Source organism: Tistrella mobilis (genome assembly GCF_039634785.1).
GTDB classification, from domain to species: Bacteria; Pseudomonadota; Alphaproteobacteria; order Tistrellales; family Tistrellaceae; genus Tistrella; species Tistrella mobilis.
The window spans coordinates 179435-197075 of the sequence record NZ_JBBIAB010000004.1; the positions used below are offsets into that span (position 1 = coordinate 179435).

The 17641-nt window shown below is 69.2% G+C and carries 16 protein-coding genes, 1 pseudogene and 1 CRISPR repeat array; of the genes and pseudogenes, 5 read left to right on the top strand and 12 right to left on the bottom strand.

The genetic code is table 11. The features are described from left to right. The 4 genes from WI697_RS07255 to WI697_RS07270 form a co-directional block, all read right to left on the bottom strand. Complete coding sequence (locus WI697_RS07255; RefSeq protein WP_345957980.1) at positions 1–1515, bottom strand: GDL motif peptide-associated radical SAM/SPASM maturase; 1515 nt, start codon at positions 1513–1515, stop codon at positions 1–3. Between the two features lie 110 nt (positions 1516–1625). After that, positions 1626–1829 (bottom strand): DUF1843 domain-containing protein, encoded by a 204-nt coding sequence (locus tag WI697_RS07260; protein ID WP_014744828.1) that lies wholly within the window; start codon positions 1827–1829, stop codon positions 1626–1628. A gap of 23 nt (positions 1830–1852) precedes the next feature. Then, positions 1853–2068, bottom strand: coding sequence for a DUF1843 domain-containing protein (locus tag WI697_RS07265; RefSeq protein ID WP_345957981.1), 216 nt, complete (start codon positions 2066–2068; stop codon positions 1853–1855). Between the two features lie 69 nt (positions 2069–2137). Next, the gene (locus tag WI697_RS07270) at positions 2138–2326 is read right to left on the bottom strand and encodes a DUF1843 domain-containing protein (protein WP_062765517.1); all 189 of its coding nucleotides are present in this window, start codon (positions 2324–2326) and stop codon (positions 2138–2140) included. A gap of 352 nt (positions 2327–2678) precedes the next feature. Then, positions 2679–4680: direct repeats of the CRISPR family, unit length 32 nt; unit sequence GTTTCAATCCACGCACCCCCGCGGGGTGCGAC. 308 nt (positions 4681–4988) lie between these two features. Here WI697_RS07270 and WI697_RS07275 point away from each other — a divergent pair. Further along, positions 4989–5660 (top strand): TetR/AcrR family transcriptional regulator, encoded by a 672-nt coding sequence (locus tag WI697_RS07275; protein WP_345957982.1) that lies wholly within the window; start codon positions 4989–4991, stop codon positions 5658–5660. Continuing rightward, positions 5657–6631: a DMT family transporter gene (locus tag WI697_RS07280; RefSeq protein WP_345957983.1), complete on the top strand. Its 975-nt coding sequence runs from the start codon at positions 5657–5659 to the stop codon at positions 6629–6631. Before WI697_RS07275 ends, WI697_RS07280 begins: the two co-directional genes overlap by 4 nt. On the opposite strand, the gene WI697_RS07285 is transcribed toward WI697_RS07280, so the two are convergent. From WI697_RS07285 to WI697_RS07310, 6 genes and pseudogenes are all read right to left on the bottom strand, one after another. Further along, entirely contained in the window at positions 6582–6923 is a 342-nt protein-coding gene (locus WI697_RS07285) for a DUF3325 domain-containing protein (RefSeq protein WP_345957984.1), read from the bottom strand. The genes WI697_RS07280 and WI697_RS07285 overlap by 50 nt on opposite strands. After that, the gene (locus WI697_RS07290; protein WP_345957985.1) at positions 6920–8458 is read right to left on the bottom strand and encodes a PepSY-associated TM helix domain-containing protein; all 1539 of its coding nucleotides are present in this window, start codon (positions 8456–8458) and stop codon (positions 6920–6922) included. Before WI697_RS07290 ends, WI697_RS07285 begins: the two co-directional genes overlap by 4 nt. Before the next feature lie 20 nt (positions 8459–8478). Next, positions 8479–8775 (bottom strand): hypothetical protein, encoded by a 297-nt coding sequence (locus tag WI697_RS07295; RefSeq protein WP_345957986.1) that lies wholly within the window; start codon positions 8773–8775, stop codon positions 8479–8481. A 194-nt stretch (positions 8776–8969) separates the two neighbouring features. Then, positions 8970–11294, bottom strand: a complete 2325-nt coding sequence (locus WI697_RS07300) for a TonB-dependent receptor domain-containing protein (protein ID WP_345957987.1) — start codon at positions 11292–11294, stop codon at positions 8970–8972. Positions 11295–11458: 164 nt separating this feature from the next. Further along, positions 11459–12481 (bottom strand): FecR family protein, encoded by a 1023-nt coding sequence (locus tag WI697_RS07305; RefSeq protein WP_345957988.1) that lies wholly within the window; start codon positions 12479–12481, stop codon positions 11459–11461. A 53-nt stretch (positions 12482–12534) separates the two neighbouring features. Beyond that, positions 12535–13050: pseudogene (locus WI697_RS07310) on the bottom strand (RNA polymerase sigma factor); the annotation flags it as partial. Positions 13051–13162: 112 nt separating this feature from the next. Between WI697_RS07310 and WI697_RS07315 the strand changes: the two are divergent. Beyond that, positions 13163–13408, top strand: a complete 246-nt coding sequence (locus WI697_RS07315) for a hypothetical protein (protein ID WP_345957990.1) — start codon at positions 13163–13165, stop codon at positions 13406–13408. Positions 13409–13420: 12 nt separating this feature from the next. On the opposite strand, the gene WI697_RS07320 is transcribed toward WI697_RS07315, so the two are convergent. Continuing rightward, on the bottom strand, positions 13421–14050 hold the full coding sequence (locus WI697_RS07320) for a TetR/AcrR family transcriptional regulator (RefSeq protein WP_345957991.1): 630 nt from the start codon (positions 14048–14050) through the stop codon (positions 13421–13423). A 67-nt stretch (positions 14051–14117) separates the two neighbouring features. Here WI697_RS07320 and WI697_RS07325 point away from each other — a divergent pair, with 67 nt between their 5' ends. Both WI697_RS07325 and WI697_RS07330 read left to right on the top strand, forming a co-directional pair. Further along, complete coding sequence (locus WI697_RS07325; protein ID WP_345957992.1) at positions 14118–15257, top strand: DUF2855 family protein; 1140 nt, start codon at positions 14118–14120, stop codon at positions 15255–15257. Between the two features lie 55 nt (positions 15258–15312). Further along, the gene (locus tag WI697_RS07330) at positions 15313–16107 is read left to right on the top strand and encodes an SDR family oxidoreductase (protein WP_345957993.1); all 795 of its coding nucleotides are present in this window, start codon (positions 15313–15315) and stop codon (positions 16105–16107) included. A 4-nt stretch (positions 16108–16111) separates the two neighbouring features. Here the strand turns inward: WI697_RS07330 and WI697_RS07335 are convergent, their stop codons facing one another. Then, a complete protein-coding gene (locus WI697_RS07335; RefSeq protein ID WP_345957994.1) occupies positions 16112–17608 on the bottom strand; it encodes an FGGY-family carbohydrate kinase in 1497 nt (498 codons plus the stop codon). Positions 17609–17641: the final 33 nt, after the last annotated feature.

Genomic DNA, 17641 nt, shown 5'->3' on the forward strand with positions numbered 1-17641 from the left:
TCAGATTCCGGGCGCCGCCTCGTCCAGCCGGGCGCGGATCCGCGCGGCCAGGGCCTGCACCTCGGCCAGCCTTGCGGCATAGGCGGCGGCGGCAGCGGCGATGTCGGCGCCGCAATGCGGGCAGTCGGTCTCGTGCGGCCAGACATATTCATGGCAGGACCGGCAGAGATCCAGATGCGGCGGAATGCGGCCCCGGGCGCCGGCGGCGCGGGCGGAATCGTCATCGTCTTCGGGCGCGATATGCACCGGCCGGCTGTCGGTGGCGGAAAAACCCGGCAGGCGATCCAACGGCAGGGCCGCCAGCTCCTCGGGCGGGATCGCCTCTTCGATCAGCGCGAATTCGCCGACCGCGAAGCTTTCGGGCCCGGCCTCGCGGATCTTCACCACCCGTTCGCGGCGACCCTTTTTCGCCAGATCGCGCACCCGGTAATGGCAATAGGGGTTGTTGCCCCGCCGGCCCAGCAGCGAATCCGAGGTCCAGGTACAGCCGGCGCGGCAGACATCGGCGTAATAGCAGCTGCGGCAATAGCCCCAGAGATCCTTCTCCACCGATCGGGTGCGACCGAAGGCCATCGCCTCCTGGTTCCGCCAGATGTCGTCGAGCGCGAGATCACGGATATTGCCGGCGGCATAGCCGTGCGTCGCCAGCGACGGGCAGCCCTTGATGGTGCCGTCGGCCTCGATGCCGATCACGTTCTGGCCGGCGGCGCAGCCAGTCCAGTGCACCGCTTCGTTCCCGAAGCCGCGCCAGAGCGATTCATAGGGGCCGAAATAGCCGATATTATTGCCGACCACCATGGTCAGCCCGCGCCTTGCCCCCTCGCGATACAGCCGGGCCAGAAGCGGCATCAGCTCGATCAGCCGATAAGGTTGCAGCAGGATGTCGGGGTTGTCGACCGCATTGCCCATGGCGACGGTCATCTGGATCTGCCAATGGGTGGCGCCGGCCGCGATGATCCGGTCCATCAGCTCGGGCAGATCCTCCATGGTCTCGGCGCCGATCTGGGTGTTGACCGAAATGCTGAGCCCGGCCGCCTTCGCGCGGGTCAGCGCCGACATCGCCTGATCGAAGGATCCGGGCACCCCGCGCAGCCGGTCGTGCAGCGGCGCCAGCCCGTCGATCGACACGCCGATGCCGTTGATGCCGGCGGCGATCGCCGCCTCCAGGCGCTTGTCGGTCAGGTTGCGGCCGCCGGTCTGGATCAGGCAGAGGATGCCATGGGCGCGCACGCGGGCCAGGATCTCCAGCCAGTCGCGGCGCAGATAGGCCTCGCCGCCGATCAGCGTCACCTCGCGCGTGCCCAGCCGGGCCATCTGGTCGACCAGATCCAGGCATTCGGCGGTGCTGAGCTCGCCCTTGCGGACATGGCCGGCGCGCGATCCGCAATGCTGGCACTTCAGATTGCAGGCCAGCGTGATCTCCCACACCACATGGACGGGAACCAGATCGACGATGTCGTCCAGGCTGCGGGCGCGGGGGATGGCGCGCTCCGCCGGGGTCTGACCATCGGGCATGCAGGCACCTCCGACACTCCGGGGCAAACGGCAATCTGATGCAGGTCGGTTCCCCGGCCGGCCGGCGGGGTGCATGCCGGCCGGGGAACCACCGGGACCGATCCGGGGCCTCAGCCCCGCTTCAGCCCGGCATGGGCGGCACGGGCCGCCGCCAGCGCGACACGGATATCGCCCTGCTGGCGGTTCTGGGTCTCGGCCGCAGCCAGCGTCGCCTTCAACACCCCCAGATCGCCGCTGACGATCGCAGCGCGCACACTGGGGCCATAAAGCGCACTCACCATTGCGGTGGCGCCGTCGGACGTCTTGTCGACCATGGCGTTTCTCCCGCCCGCGGCGCTCAGCGTTCCAGCTTGGCGATCTCGGTCTTCAGCTGTTCGATCAGCGACGGCAGGTCGCCATACTTCTCCAGATAGGCTTCCGCCTGGCAGATCAGGCTGTCCAGCTCATCCACATCGTTGCGGGCCACCGCGGCATGCAGGGTGGCGGCATAAAGCGGGATCGGGTGAGGCTGCGGCGACGCCGCATAAAGGGGGCGGCCGACGGACTCGCTCATCTTCGGTCTCCTTCGACTGGGTCACGATCCGGTCATGGATCGCGCGGCAAAATCACGTGCCGGGCCTGATCAGGCCTTGGACGTGCGGGCGTTCGCCAGCTGGGCGCGGGCGGCCGAAACCGCCGAGCGCACATCGCCGTCCCGGGCATAGAGTTCCTGGGCAAGCGACAGCGCCACCTTCAGCGCATCGACATTGCCACTGGCCATCGCCGTGCGGATGGCGACGCCATAGGGCGTAATGGGGGTAAATTCGGTCACGGTAACCTCCCTGCCGGTTGACGCAGGTCAGGCCGGGGCGCCCAGGGTCCCTGCCGGCCCGTCCTGGCGCAGACACCCGCCCCAGACGCCCCGCAGATCACGCCTCTGCCACCATGCGTATGAATATGTACGCACAGAAACGCGCTTAAGGCGAGTCGATTCCGATGCAAAACGCAGAGGTTGCGCCGACCGGCCAGCGCTGCCGGACAAGCCACAACCATCGGGCATGACAAAGCCCATGGCCGGGGACGTGGCCGCCGGCCATGGGGTCGGTTCAGATTCTGGAGGTCGGTTCAGGCGGCCCTGTGGGGTGCGACCGGAAGCCGGCCGGCGCCGGTGGATCAGCCTGCGAGTTTCAATCCACGCCCCCCCGCGGGGTGCGACGCCGGCAAGTCCTCGGGGATGTCGATCACAACCGGTTTCAATCCACGCACCCCCGCGGGGTGCGACTGGCAGCTATGGGCCGAATTGACCGGAAAGACTGTTTCAATCCACGCACCCCCGCGGGGTGCGACTGGGTCGACCTGGGACGCCGACGTCGGCGCCTCGTTTCAATCCACGCACCCCCGCGGGGTGCGACCCTGCTCATCCAGCGCGGGCTGCTCAAGCAGGAGTTTCAATCCACGCACCCCCGCGGGGTGCGACATCTGAAGGTTCGCCAGCATGACGCAGAGCTGACCGTTTCAATCCACGCACCCCCGCGGGGTGCGACACAGCTGCGGACAGGCGACTCTCTGCTGTGGCGCGTTTCAATCCACGCACCCCCGCGGGGTGCGACCCGGATCGGCGTCCGCGTTTTCCCAAGCGACCTGTTTCAATCCACGCACCCCCGCGGGGTGCGACGTGCGGGTTATCAGGCTGTCGGACTACACGGCCGTTTCAATCCACGCACCCCCGCGGGGTGCGACCTGTCGAGCCTGACCGCGCGGATGGGGGCCGCGGTTTCAATCCACGCACCCCCGCGGGGTGCGACGTATTCGACTGCGGCACACGCCTTGTCCGTCTCAGTTTCAATCCACGCACCCCCGCGGGGTGCGACGCCGTGATCGGGGATCTCGGATGGCGGGTCGCTGTTTCAATCCACGCACCCCCGCGGGGTGCGACAAGCGGGCTTCCTGCCTCCCCTATGGGAGACTTAATGTTTCAATCCACGCACCCCCGCGGGGTGCGACTAGCCCAAGTCTGCCGCCGCCGCCCCGCCCGTGCGTTTCAATCCACGCACCCCCGCGGGGTGCGACATCGTAACCATTCGTTCCCGTGGGTGGGTGTCAGTTTCAATCCACGCACCCCCGCGGGGTGCGACAGGCGGATGAAGCTGAGGGCGACCCCGAAGATGACGTTTCAATCCACGCACCCCCGCGGGGTGCGACCGAGGATCTTCATCTGCCCGGCCGAGCTTTTCACGTTTCAATCCACGCACCCCCGCGGGGTGCGACTGGTGACGACCATCGGCGCGTACACGTCTCGCCAGGTTTCAATCCACGCACCCCCGCGGGGTGCGACGCGGGAGACCGTGCAGCTGATCGTCCGAAGCCTGGTTTCAATCCACGCACCCCCGCGGGGTGCGACCCCTGCGCCTACCGTTCGTCCGCGAAACTGCTGTTTCAATCCACGCACCCCCGCGGGGTGCGACTGCTTCAGCACGCTTCTGTGCTCACTGCGGCGCAGTTTCAATCCACGCACCCCCGCGGGGTGCGACCGGCGCGCCGTGCCGAAATCCTGCTGCGCACCGGTTTCAATCCACGCACCCCCGCGGGGTGCGACTCAATGTCTTCCAGGAGGGTCGCGGGGATGCCCGGTTTCAATCCACGCACCCCCGCGGGGTGCGACCCGGAGACGGCAGCATATTGCTGCGTCGCATGCGTTTCAATCCACGCACCCCCGCGGGGTGCGACCGCCGACGAAGCTGGGATCCGTCGACTTGACGGCGTTTCAATCCACGCACCCCCGCGGGGTGCGACCCGGGTCACCCGCCGAGGCGGCCAACAACTTTAAGTTTCAATCCACGCACCCCCGCGGGGTGCGACGGGGCAGATCGAACCCGTGAAGCCCGCGCGGGCGTTTCAATCCACGCACCCCCGCGGGGTGCGACCCCCTTCGATCCTGCCGCCCAATTCGACCCGGCTCGTTTCAATCCACGCACCCCCGCGGGGTGCGACATAGAGTGGATCGACCCGGTCCCCGGACCGGGCGTTTCAATCCACGCACCCCCGCGGGGTGCGACGGGGATCTCCACGCCCCCGCCGGCAGCGGAAACGTTTCAATCCACGCACCCCCGCGGGGTGCGACCCCGACATCAGAGAGCACCGGGCTATTCGTCCCGTTTCAATCCACGCACCCCCGCGGGGTGCGACCTACCCCTCTTCAATACCCTGATTCGGCGCGGAAAAAAAGCCGGTTTGCGCGAACCTCATGGCCGACCATGCCGATGCGTGTGCGTCATGTCATTGCAAAATGCATGCGCTTGATAAATATGGAAAATCTGCACTGCGAACCTCCCGGGGTTTTTACGTGTGCTTGGGGTTCGCGCAAAGCCTGTGGGGATCAGTCTGCCAGAAAGGCGGGGTGGCGTCATCTTTGATGGCGGCCGGGGCTGTCGGCGCTTGACGGGCGGGCGGGGAAGTAGGTAGATCGGTCTACCTACTCATAGAGGCTGAGGCCTATGTCCCCTGCCACCCTGCCCCCTGCCGCCACACCCCCTGCCGCCACGGATGACGAGACCGGCCGCCCCGCCGATGGCGCCCTTCCCGCGCGTGACCGCCTGCTGCGGGCGGCGGCGGCGCTGTTTTATGACCATGGGATCGCCGGCACCGGCATCGATGCCATCGTGGCCCGGGCGGGGGTGGCGAAGAAGAGCCTTTACAACAACTTCGCCTCCAAGGCCGATCTGGTGAACCAGTATCTGGAGGCGCGCCATGGCGAATGGCTGGGGCTTTACGCCCGGCGGGCCGCGGTGGCGGAAACGCCGCTGGATCGGGTGCTTGCGGTTTTCGATGCCTATCGCGACCACGCCGAATTCGCCTATGAGCACGGTTTTCGCGGCTGTGGCCTGCTGAATGCCGCAGCCGAGCTTGCCGCCGGCGATATCGGCCGCCAGGCGGTGCGGCGGCACAAGGAAGAGGTCGAGGCCCTGCTGGCCACCCCGCTGGTCGGGCTGGCCGGCGGCGACGGCGCGCGGGCGGCGCGGCTGGCGAAGCGGCTGGCCTTTCTGCTGGAAGGCGCCATGGCCCGCGCCGGGCTGGAGGGGCAAAGCACGCTGATGATCGAGGCCCGCAGCATGGCGGAAGAGATGGTGAGGGATATGATGGCCGATGGCGGGGCGGATCTGAAGTGAATAACACATCACGCGACCACGGGTTGGGCGTTCTGGCGGTGCTGTTTGCCGCCCTCGTCTGGGGCACCACCGGCACGGCCGCAACCTTCGCGCCCGAGGTCGGCGCCGCCGCGATCGGGGCCGCGGCCATGGGGCTGGGCGGGCTGCTTCAGGCCCTGCGCGCCGGGCGCGGCATCCTGCGCGCCCGGCACGATCTTGCCCGCAACCGGGTGCTGCTGATCCTGGGCGGGGTGGCGGTCGCGGTCTATCCGCTCGCCTTCTATGCCTCCATGCGGCTGGCCGGCGTCACCATCGGCACGGTGGTCACCATCGGCTCCGCCCCGCTGCTCTCGGCGCTGATCGAACGGATCTTCGACCGCACCCGCCTGTCGCCCCGCTGGCTGGCCGGGGCGCTGACCGGTGTCGCCGGCATCCTGCTGCTCTGCCTTGCGGAAGGCGGCACCGAGGTCGGGGTGACGGAGGTGGGGGCCTCTGACACCGGTGATGCCGTGATCGCCGGCATCGGCCTGGGGCTGATCGGCGGTTTCACCTATGCGCTCTATTCCTGGACGGCGCGCGGGCTGATGCTGCGCGGCCTCCGCTCGTCGGTCGCCATGGGCGCCACCTTCGGCATCGGCGGGCTGCTGCTGATGCCGGTGCTGGCGATGACCGGCGCGCCCTTCCTCACATCCTGGGGCAATGCCGCGGTCGGGATCTATATGGCGCTGGTGCCGATGTTCCTGGGCTATGTCTGCTTCGGCCTGGGCCTGGCGCGGATCCCCGCCAGCCTGGCGACCACCATCTCGCTGATCGAACCGGTGGTCGCCGCCATTCTGGCGATCCTGGTGGTGGGCGAAAGGCTGCCGCCGGCCGGCTGGGCGGGTGTCGGGCTGGTGATCGCGTGCCTCGCCATCGTCACCCTGCCCACCCGGCGGCGGCCGGTCAGACCAGCAGCGCCGGCAGCCACATCGTCAGGGCCAGAGCTGCGGTAAGCGCCGGCAGCCGGCGCGGCGCATAGGCAAGCCCCAGTACCAGCCCGCCACCGGCCAGGCCCAGCACGCCCCAAAGTGCCGCCAGCCCGATCGACCAGCCCCAGCCCGCCACCGAGGCGGCGCCGGCAAGGCCCAGCAGCGCCCAGCCGGCCAGCGTCGCCAGCCGGCGGCGCCGCATCGAGGGCCTGCCGCCCAGCACCTGGTCGTGATGGCGGTCCATGGCGAGCGCCAGCCCCAGGAAGCCCGCCCAGGCCAGCACGCAGGCGGGCCAGGTGAACGCAGCCGCCGTCATGCCCGCTCTCCCGTCGCCAGGGCCGCGCGGCGGCGTGGGCCGGGTTTGCTGGCGGGCCTGCCGGCGGGTGCCGGCCGCGACAGCCGACGCGCGGCCTGGGCAAGCCCCGCCGCGGTCGCCAGTGCCACCAGCGCGAAGCCGATCACCCGCGCATCCCCGGCCAGAAGACCGGCCAGCCCGGTCAGCGGCAGAACCGCCAGCAGCAGGGCCGCCACGCCCAGCTGTTCCACCCAGCCGCGGCGGACGGGGCGCGCCAGAGCGTGAAGCGCGGTCGCCGCCCAGACCAGGAAGAAGATCCGGATTTCCCAATCCGCCCGCCCGGCCAGACCTGCCGGCAACAGCCGGTTGGCCCAGAAATAGCCGGCGGTGGCCAGGCAAAGCCCGGCGATACCCGCCACATTCAGCCGCTCGACGATCCGAAAGCCGATCGAGGGGCCGCCATTGCGGGCATGCTGTGCGGCGCGCTTCACCACCCAGAGCACCAGTCCCGAGGCGACCATGATCGTGCCGGCAACCCCCGCCACGAAGAACAGCCAGCGCAACCAGGGCTCGGCAAAGCGGGCGCGGTGCAGCACGTTGATCACGGTGTTGATCTCGGCCACCGTGCTCATCCCCGCCGCCCCGTCCACCGCCCGGATCACCCGGCCGTCGGCGGCATCCAGGATCAGCCGGTCGCCGGTACGGCCTGCCGTCGGCAGGCTGGCGGCGTGCAGCGGCCGCAACTCGATCTCTGCCCCCGGCCGGCCGGGCCGGGTGACGGCGACACTGCCGACCGGCCCGCCCCAGCGGGCCTCGGCAGCAGCGATCAACGGCGCCAGCGGCACAACCGGCAGGGCGGGCGACGCCGGGGCCACAGCCTGCGGCCGCGCCCCGCCCCGCTCGCCGCCACCGCGCGGCCCGTCGAACAGAAAGGGCATCAGCGTGCCGGCCAGCAGCACCAGGCCGCTATAGGTGATCATCACATGAAAGGGCAGCGCCAGAACCGCCGTGGCGTTATGGGCATCCAGCCACGACCGCTGCCCGGCCTTGTCGGGGCGGAAGGTGAAGATGTCCTTGAAGATCCGGCGATGGGTGATGATGCCGCTGATGATCGCCACGAACATGAACATGGTGGCGACGCCCACGATCCAGCGCGCGGTATCGCGCGGCATGCCGTACAGCTCGAAATGGAAGCGGTAGAGGAAATTCCCGCCCGCCGTCTCCCGCGGGTGCAGCTCGGCGCCGGTGGCGGGGTCGAGTTCGGCACGGCGGAAGCCGGCCCGCCCCTCGGGCGCGCCCTCGGGCCGCCAGGCGACCCCCAGCACGGGGGAGCGTTCATCGGGCAATGACAGCATCCAGGTCTCGGCGCCCTGCGCGTTGGCGCGCAGCCAGTCGAGCCCCCGGTCGGCCGCCCCGGCCTCGGCCCGAAGCCCGTGCAGCTCGGGCTGCATCCAGTGGGTGACCTCGTCGCGGAAGAAGGAGATGGTGCCGGTCAGGAAGATGGCGAAAAGCAGCCAGCCCGTCAGCAGCCCGGCCCATTCATGCAGCCACGCCATGGACTGTCGGAACCCGGCCCTCATGGCAGCCTCCAGGCCAGAAGCAATGCCACGGCAAACGGGCAGAGCCAGACCCAGGCCCGGGCGGCACTCGCCGCCGCGAACACCCAGATCACCACACCGCCATGGACCAGAAAGCCCAGCATCATCCCCGCCTGGGCGGCATCGCGCGCGGGGCCCGGCAGATGGCGCGCGGCCACCAACGCCGTCATCGCCCCCAGCGCATAGCCCAGCGGCCCCGCCGCCAGAACCCGCAGGATCACGCCCAGCGCATGGGGCAGGCGTTCCCCTGCCCGTGCCTCGACCTGCGCCGTCACCACATCGCCTCCCCGCCCCGGCGGCGGCCGCCCCGCCGCCCGTGCCGATCCGTCATGCCCGTCTCCATTCGTCTGTGTTTTTGCCGGCCGGCGACGGATGCCCGTCCGCAATTGCGTCGCAGACGCATCACCAGCAGGGTTTGAACGCAGCCAGCCGGAAAACCCGACACCGGCGGCGGTATTTTTTCCCGGACTCAGAAGCTCGCCCGCAGCCCCAGCCAGAAACGGCGGCCGTCCTCGACATACCAGTACTTGCCCTCCTCGGGCTCATGCACCTGGTCGGTGACGTTGTAGACCGCGGCGTTCATCGACAGGTTGGGATGGATCTTCCAGGTGCCGCCCAGATCGAAAGTGGTGGTCGATCCGATGCCGTCGCTGGCGGTGTTGCCCTGGCCGAAGGAAATCCGGCTCTCGCGGCTGCGATAGGATCCCGTCACGAAGGTCGAGACATCCTCGGTCACCAGCCAGTCCAGCGTCAGGCTCAGCGTGTGGTCGGGCACGCCGACCAGTTTCTCGCCGTCCAGGCTTTCAAGGCTGTAGTTGTAAAAGGTGGCACCCTTGGTGTTCATCTCGGAATCGATGAAGGTATAGTTGCCGCGCAGGCCCAGCCTCTCGGTGATCTGCCAGCGGCCGGCCAGTTCCAGGCCGCGCATGGTCGCCTCGCCGATGTTGAAATAGCCGCTATAGGGCGTGCCGGATCCGTCGGGGCTGTAGATGATCTCACCATCCTGGTCACGCAGAATGGCCGAGCCGGTATTGGCGATCTTGTTCTTGTAGTCGGTATTGAACAGCGTCGCATTCACCGAGAATCCGGCGCCTTCGTAATAGAGGCCGATTTCGGTATTCACGCTCTCTTCGGGCTGAAGATCGGGGTTGCCCCAGGTGACGGCGCCGCCGCGCTGGGGGTTGCCGATATCGGGGTTGATCTGAACCAGAGTGGGCGATTTGAAACCCTTGGCGATGCCGCCCTTCAGCGTCCAGTCGGGCGCCATCCGCCACACCGCATAGGCACGCGGGGTCCAGTGGTCGCCGAAATACTCGTTGTCGTCGACACGAAGACCGCCGGTCAGGCTCAGGCTGTCGGTCACCCGCCACTCATTCTCGACGAAGGCCGAACGCTCCCAGACGGAGGTGGTGGTGCGGTCACCATCGGTGCGTCCGCGATAGCCGCCGGAGGAAAGTTCGGACTCCTTCCATTGCAGGCCGATGGTCGGCACATGCTCCTCGAATTCCGTCACCACCAGCTTCGCATCGGCCACGATATTGGTCGCTTCGGGCCGCCAGGTCTCGGTCGGCCCCTCGCGACGGGCGACCTCGCGATACACCGCCACATCGCTGCGCCCGAACGACCAGTTGCCGCCATGAGAGATCGACATATGGTCGCGGGTGTATTCGGTCTCGCGGTCCTGACCGCTTTTGTCCAGGCGGTTGCGGAATTCCTGGGTGGTGCGGCCGCCTTCCAGCTGGATTTCATGGATGTCGTCGGGGGTCAGGGTCAGCCGGGCCGTGCCGTTGCGGCGCAGCGACCGGCCATGGCCGCTGGCGATGTCGTCCTCGTCGCGCCGCTTCTCATAGCCCCAGACCTGCAGCCCCAGCCGGTCTTCGACCAGCGGTCCCGACAGGTAGACGTCTCCCTGCCATTCATCGCCGTATCTGCCGTGGCCCTGGGCGGTATAGTCGGCACCAATGGCCCCCGACCAGTCGCGGCCGACCTTGCGGGTGATGACGTTGATCACGCCGCCCATCGCTTCCGAGCCGTAAAGCGTCGACATCGGCCCGCGCACCACCTCGATGCGCTCGATCGCCTCCAGCGGCGGGATCCAGTTCTGCGCCAGCCCTTCGGCATTGGCGCCCTTGGGGTTGGCGGCGCTGGTCTCCTGGCGCTTGCCGTCGACCAGGATCAGCACATGGCCGGCCTCCATGCCGCGGATCGAGATCGAACCCTTGTCGCCGCCCACAACATTCACGCCTTCGACATGGCGCACGGCATCCGACAGCGATCGGAAGGGCCGCTTCTCCAGCTCCTCGCGCGGGATCACGGTAACGCTCGCCGGTGCATCGACCAGCTTCTGTTCATAGCCGGCTGCCGTTGTGGTCACCAGCATGTCGGGCAGCACGACGGACCCCGCCTGTGTGCGCACCGGATCGATGGTGACGGTGCGCCCGTCGACGAAACGATGGCCGTAGCCCGTGCCCGCCAGCAACCGGCGCAGCGCCTCGTCCACCTGATGCGGCCCGCGAAGCCCGTCCGACGGAATACTCGCCGCCTCGGGTGCCGAGAACAGCAGCACCAGCCCGGCCTGATCGGCCAGCGCCGTCAGCGCGCCATCCAGCATCTGCGGCGGAATGTCGAAGGTGACCAGCCCGGCCTCTGCGGTTGCCGCCGCCTGCGCTCTGGCCGGCGTTGCCAGCCCTGCCGGCGCCAGCGCAATCACCACCGCACCGGCCGCCGCCAGCCCGATCCCCGCCTTGCGCCCGCCGGGCCGGGCACCCGGCCCCGCCATACCCCGTTCAGTCATACCGATACTCCGTGCAGATGCCGTCCTGTCGGCTGCCGCCGATCCACAAAGCGATTGCGGATCATTCGCAGCTTCTATGACCAGGACGACCGGGCGGACGGGAACCGACAGTGGGGGCCGTGATTTTTTTCGGGGCGGGGCGTTCAGGGCGTGGCGGGCACGGCTCAGGCCGCCGCAGTCACCACAGCCACACCCCCCACCCGCCGCACGCGCACCGGCAGCACGGTTGCGATCGCCCGCAGCGTCCCTTCCGGATCGTCCAGGTCGAAGACGCCGGTGACGGGAAGGGTGCGGGCGGTGTCGCCCAGGACCAGCAGGCGCAGCGCACCGTCGCGGTCCAGGCGGGCGGCCACCTCGGACAGGGGCTGGCCGGTCACGATCAGCCGGCCGCGGGCCCAGGCGGTGAGGCTTGCGGCGTCGACCGGCTCTGCGGTCATGTCGGGGCCGGTGGTGGCGGCCTGGCCCGCGGTGAGGGTCATCGGCGCGCGGCCGTCGGCGGGGGCCACCTCGACGCGCCCCTCGACCACCACCACCCGGGCCGCCCTGCCCGCACAGGCAACCGAGAACAGCGTGCCCATGGCCTCTGCACGGCCGGTGCCGGCCGTCACGATGAAGGGGCGTGTGGTGTCGGCGGCCACCTGGAACAGCGCCTCGCCGGCCAGCAGCTCGATGCGTCGTCCGGCCGCCGAAACATCGACGCGGATCGCCGAGCGGCCGGCGAGTGTCACGCGGCTGCCGTCGGCGAGGGTGATCGCCCGGCGCTCGCCGCGGGATGTCGTCTCGCCGCCATCGAGCGCGGCGATCAGCCGGCCGCCGGCCCCGGGCCCGGCGGCGACCAGGGCGCCTGCGCCTGCGGCTGCAACCACGCCGGCCGCAGCGGCGCCGGTCAGCAGGCGGCGGCGCGACAGGGCCGGGGGGTGCCGCAGGGTCGGGGCCGGGGGCGGGCGGAGCGGCACGACCCGCTCGGCCCCGAAGGTCTGTGCGGTCGGCGTCTGCCCGATCTCGTCGAGCAGGGCTTCGGCCTCGACCGCCGCCGCCTCATGCGCGGGTGAGGCCGCGCGCCAGAGAGCGAAGCCCTCCGGATCGGCCGCCCCCAGGCGCACACGCACCAGCCAGTCGATGGCGATATCCGAGACATCGCCACCCTCGGGCGGGGATGGGGGAGAGGATGGCGAGGACGCGACCATCAGGCGCCGCCCTGCCGGCCATGCCCGACGAGCGGCAGAGCCCCCTCGTCGATCCGGCGCTGCCAGTCGCGGCAATGTTTCAGGGCCTGGGCCACGTATTTGATCACCATGCTTTCCGACACCCCCAGCCGCCGCGCGATCTCGGCCTGGGTCAGCCCCTCGACACGATGCAGCAGCAGCGCCCGGCGCGGGTTATCAGGCAGCGCCTGCAAAGCGGCGTCAAGCACCCGCAGCCGTTCGCGCGCCGCAACCGCGCGGTCCGGCAGGGGCCGCTCGCAGGGCACCGCCATGCCTTCGATCTCGTCGCTCTGCTCGCGCCGCAAGCGAAGGTCACGGCGCTGACCGTCGATCGCCAGGTTGATGGCGATCCGGCGCATCCAGGCCGGCGGATCCTCAACCACCCGCCCCTCTTCCTCGGCGGCGCGGACCCGGAAGTACAGATCCTGAATCAGATCGGCCGCACGTTCGGGGTCGCCGCAGCGCCGTTGCAGAAAGCGCAGCAGATCGCCGTAGTGCATCTGGAAGCTCTCGACCAGCCCGGGCAGGTCTGCGGATTTCGTCGGGGCCATGGCCGGCAGCCGTCTGCGGAGAAGCGAAAAGGGACGGCAGGCTATCGATTCTGCAACTCATTATCAATATCACTGAAGCGCCGGAACCAAGACGGCCGCTGCCGGCCTGCCGGTGCTGGCCACGGCCGCCTATGGCATTCGCGTCATCGGGGATTTCGAAGGCAGCGCCCGCCGTTCGAAACGCATGGCCGCCGACATCGCCGCCCTGATCGCCGCCATGGAGGCCGACGATGCGGCCGGCACCGACGGCCTTGCCGCCGCACAGGAACGGGCGCGGCAGGCCGCCGACATCATGCTGGGCGATGTGGCAAGCTGGCGTGTCGCCGCCGAAGGCCGGACCCTCGCCATTCCGGGATGACGAGATCCGGGTTCAGCCGCCAGCCAGCGCCCCAAGGCACATCCGCTCCAGCCGCCCGGCCCAGTCCCCCACCTCCGTCCCGGTCGGCTCCACCAGCAGCACATAGCGGCGGGTGCCGAGCACGGTGAGGAAGGCGGCGCGGATGGCCGCGGCGTCGATGCCCGGCGGCCGGTCGGGGGTCACCTCCAGGATCCGCAGCCAGGCGGCGGACAATTCCTCATAGGCGCGGCGATGATGTTTCTCTTCGGCGATCGCGTGCTCGACCATCAGCATGTCGTGGTCGAAACAGGGCGCGGCACCATCCTGGCCGCAGGTCATCCGCACCAGCCGCACGATCCGCGGCGCCCAGGGCAGATCGGGTTCCGCGGCGGCATCGGCCTCCAGCCGCCGGATCAGATCGTCGATGCAGTGGCGGACATAGCCCGAAAGCAGCGCCGCCCGGTTCGGGAAATAGTCATAGAGCGTGCCGACCGCAAAACCGGTCTCGGCGGCGACCGCCTTCATGGTCACCGCATCCGGCCCGTCGCGCAGCCAGATCCGAACCAGACCGTCATAGATCGTCTGAACGGTGAAGCGCGCGCGGGCCTGAACCGGCCGTTTCAGCGGCCTTGCGACCGGCGGTGTCAGCGGCGTGGCAGGCATGGCAAATCCGAACCCCCGGAGCCCGGCAAAGGGCTAGGCTGATGGCAGATAAAGGGAGGATACACCCATGACAGACAGCCCTGCCATCACCCGCCTGCTGACACCGAAGGCCGATCTCGGCGCGGCCCTGGTCGAGACCATACCCGCCCCGGCCGCCGCGCCGGGCAGCATCCGGCTCCGGCTCGACCGCTTCGCGCTCACCACCAACAACATCACCTATGCCGCCTTCGGCGAGGCGATGCGCTATTGGGATTTCTTTCCGACCGGCCGGCCCGATCACGGCCATATGCCGGTCTGGGGCTTTGCCGAGGTCGAGGCGTCCGATGTCGACGGCATCGCGCCGGGCGAGCGCTTCTACGGCTATTTCCCGATCGCGACCCGGATCGTCATGCAGCCCGGCCGGGTGACGGAGCGCGGCTTCTACGACCAGGCGGAGCATCGCCTGCCCCTGGTCTCGGCCTATAACCAGTATACCCGCTGCACCGCCGATCCGGTCTGGGCGCCGGCCCTGGAAAACGCCCAGATGCTGATCCGGCCGCTGTTCATCACCTCTTTCGTGCTGGCGGATTATCTGGCCGACAATGGATGGTTCGGGGCGGCGCGGCTGGTGATCTCGTCCGCCTCGGCCAAGACGGCCTATGGGGCCGCCTTCTGCCTGGCGGGCCTTGCGGGTCGCCCCGAGCTGATCGGCCTCACCAGCCGGGCCAATCGCGGTTTCACCGAAGCGCTCGGCCTCTACGACCGGGTGGTGACCTATGACGAGCTGGGTGGCATCGCCGCCGACCGCCCGACCACCTATGTCGATTTCTCGGGCGACGACGGGCTACGTGCGCGCATCCATGGCCATTTCGGCCCGGGCCTGGTCCATGACTGTCTGGTCGGATCGGCGGCCAACACTGCGCCGCTCGACCGGACGCTCGCGGCCGGTGCCGCCCTGCCCGGCCCGGCGCCGGTGATGTTCTTCGCGCCGGTGCAGATCCGCAAACGCAATGCCGACTGGGGCGGGGCCGAATTCACCCGCCGCTTCAACCTGGACCAGACCCGGTTCATGACCGCCGCCACCACCGGCGCCGATCCCTGGATCCGGATCGAGGAAGCCCGCGGGCTGGGGGCCGCCGCCCGGATCATCCGCGCGCTCCATACCGGCACGGCGGATCCCCGGGCAGGCTATGTGGCGCTTCCAGCGGCCGGGCCGGAAACCGTATAGTCTTCCCGCAACGTCTCACGAACCAAGAAACAGAAAAGCCGGAGGAACTCCCCCCATGCAGCTGAAGGACAAGGTCGTCGTCGTCACCGGTGGCGGCGCGGGCATCGGCCGCGCGCTCTGCCGCCGCTTCACCGACGAGGGCGCCAAGGCGGTGATCGCCGTCGACCTGAACGAGGCCGGTGCGGCCGAAACCGTCGCCCAGGGCGCCGCCACCGCGTCTTACAGGGCCGATGTCTCGAAATTCGACGACATTCTGGCGGTGGTCGACGATGTCGAAGCGACGTTCGGCCCGATCGACCTTTTCTGCTCCAATGCCGGCATCGCGATCGGCGATCCGGATTTCGACGACGTCGCCTCCGCCACCGAAGCCGACTGGCAGCGCAGCTGGGGCGTGAACGTGATGGCCCATATTCATGCGGCCAAGGCGCTGCTGCCGCGCATGAAGGCGCGCGGCGCCGGCTATTTCCTGAACACCGTCTCGGCCGCCGGGCTGTTGTCGCAGATCGGCAGCACCACCTATTCCACCACCAAACATGCCGCGATCGGCTTCGCCGAATCGCTCGCCATCGCCCATAAGGATGACGGCATCAGGGTGTCGGTGCTCTGCCCGCAGGGCGTGGATACCGCCATGCTGCGCTCCATGGACGGCAATCCCGCCTCGCTCGACGGCGTGCTGACGCCGGAAGACGTGGCCGGCATCGTGGTCAAGGCGCTCGACGACGAGCGCTTCCTGATCCTGCCGCACGAGGTGGTGCTCAACTACATGCGCAACAAGACCAACGACTATGACCGCTGGATCGGCGGCATGGTCAAGCTGCGCCGCCGGATCAAGGACGCGCGCCCGGCGTAAGCCGTCAGCTCCCCCACCGCTTCCAGTGGGGGCGCAGCGCCTCGACCAGGGTGGTATAGACGCCATAGCGGCGGTCGTGGATCTCTGCGGCCGCCGCATCCGGTTCATGGGCGCGGTCCACCACCACCATGCGCGCGGCGGCGGCGGCGAAATCCGGAAAGATGCCGGCGCCGACCCCTGCCACCATGGCGGCACCCAGCGCCCCGGTTTCCTGGCAGCGGGTGACGGTGACCGGCAGGTTCAGCACATCGGCGAAGATCTGCGACCAGACCCGGCTGCGGGCCCCCCCGCCCGAGAGCACCGCATCGGCGACCGTGATGCCGCGATGGCGCAGATTGTCGACATGGGCGCGATGGCCGAAGGCGACACCTTCGAACAGGGAGAACATCAGATCCGCCCGCTGATGCCAGCCGGCCAGGCCGAAGAACCCCGCCCGCGCCGCGGCATCGTCACCGGCCCCGAACAGGAAGGGGTGAAAGATCGGCAGATCGGCCGAGGGCCTGACCGTACCGGCCAGCCGGTTGACCATGTCATAGGGCCGCTCGGCGGCATCGGCCTCGGGCGCCACCCATTCGCGCATGAACCATTCCAGATTGGCGGCCGAGGTCGCCGAGGCCTCGACCTCCATGAAGCGGGTGCCTTCATAGACCGAGGTGATGAAGGGCGGGTTGTCGCGGATCGGCTCGTCCACGATCACCTGATTGATGCTCCAGGTGCCGGCGACCAGAGAGGCGGCACCGGTGCGGACGACGCCCGATCCGAGCGCACTTGCGATCACATCGAACAGCCCGCCGACCACCGGCGTGCCGGCGGCAAGCCTGGCATCGGCCGCCGCCCGCGCCGTCACCCGGCCGGTCACCGCGCTCGACCGGTGCACCGGCGGCAGGATGCCGCCGCAGCCCTCCAGCCCATAGGCGGCCAGCAGCTCGTCGTCATAGCGGCCGTCGGGCAGTTTCAGGCAGGCGGCGCCGCTCATATCGGTCTCGTCGCTCGCCACCTCTCCCGTCAGCCGGAAGGCGATGTAATCCTTGCAGGTAAACGCGGTGCCGATCCGGGCGAAGGTTTCAGGGTCGGTTTCGCGGATATGCGACAGCAGGGTCGGCAGCTGTGCCGCCCAGGGCCGTTGCAGGGCCAGACGGCAGATCCGGTCGGTGGTGCCGTCGCGGTTCCAGCGCTCGACCAGCCCGCCCGCGCGGACATCGATCGACTGAATGCCCATCAGCGGCTGCCGGTCGCGGTCCAGCGCATACAGCCCGTTGCCATGGCCGGCGCAGCCGATCGCCGCAATCTCGGCCGGGTCGATCCCGGCCCGGGCGATGCAGCCGCGGATCGCCGCGGCCGCACAGGCCCAGAGTTCGTCCAGGTCGCGTTCGACATGGCCCGGCCGCGGATGACGGGTCGACCCGCCCTTCTCGGCAACGGCAAGCTCGACGCCGTCGATCGAGAACAGCACCGCCTTCACCATGGTGTTTCCGGCATCGAGGCCCAGAAGATAGGCCATGTCTTTTCCTCCCTGACGTCTTCTTACGGGTGG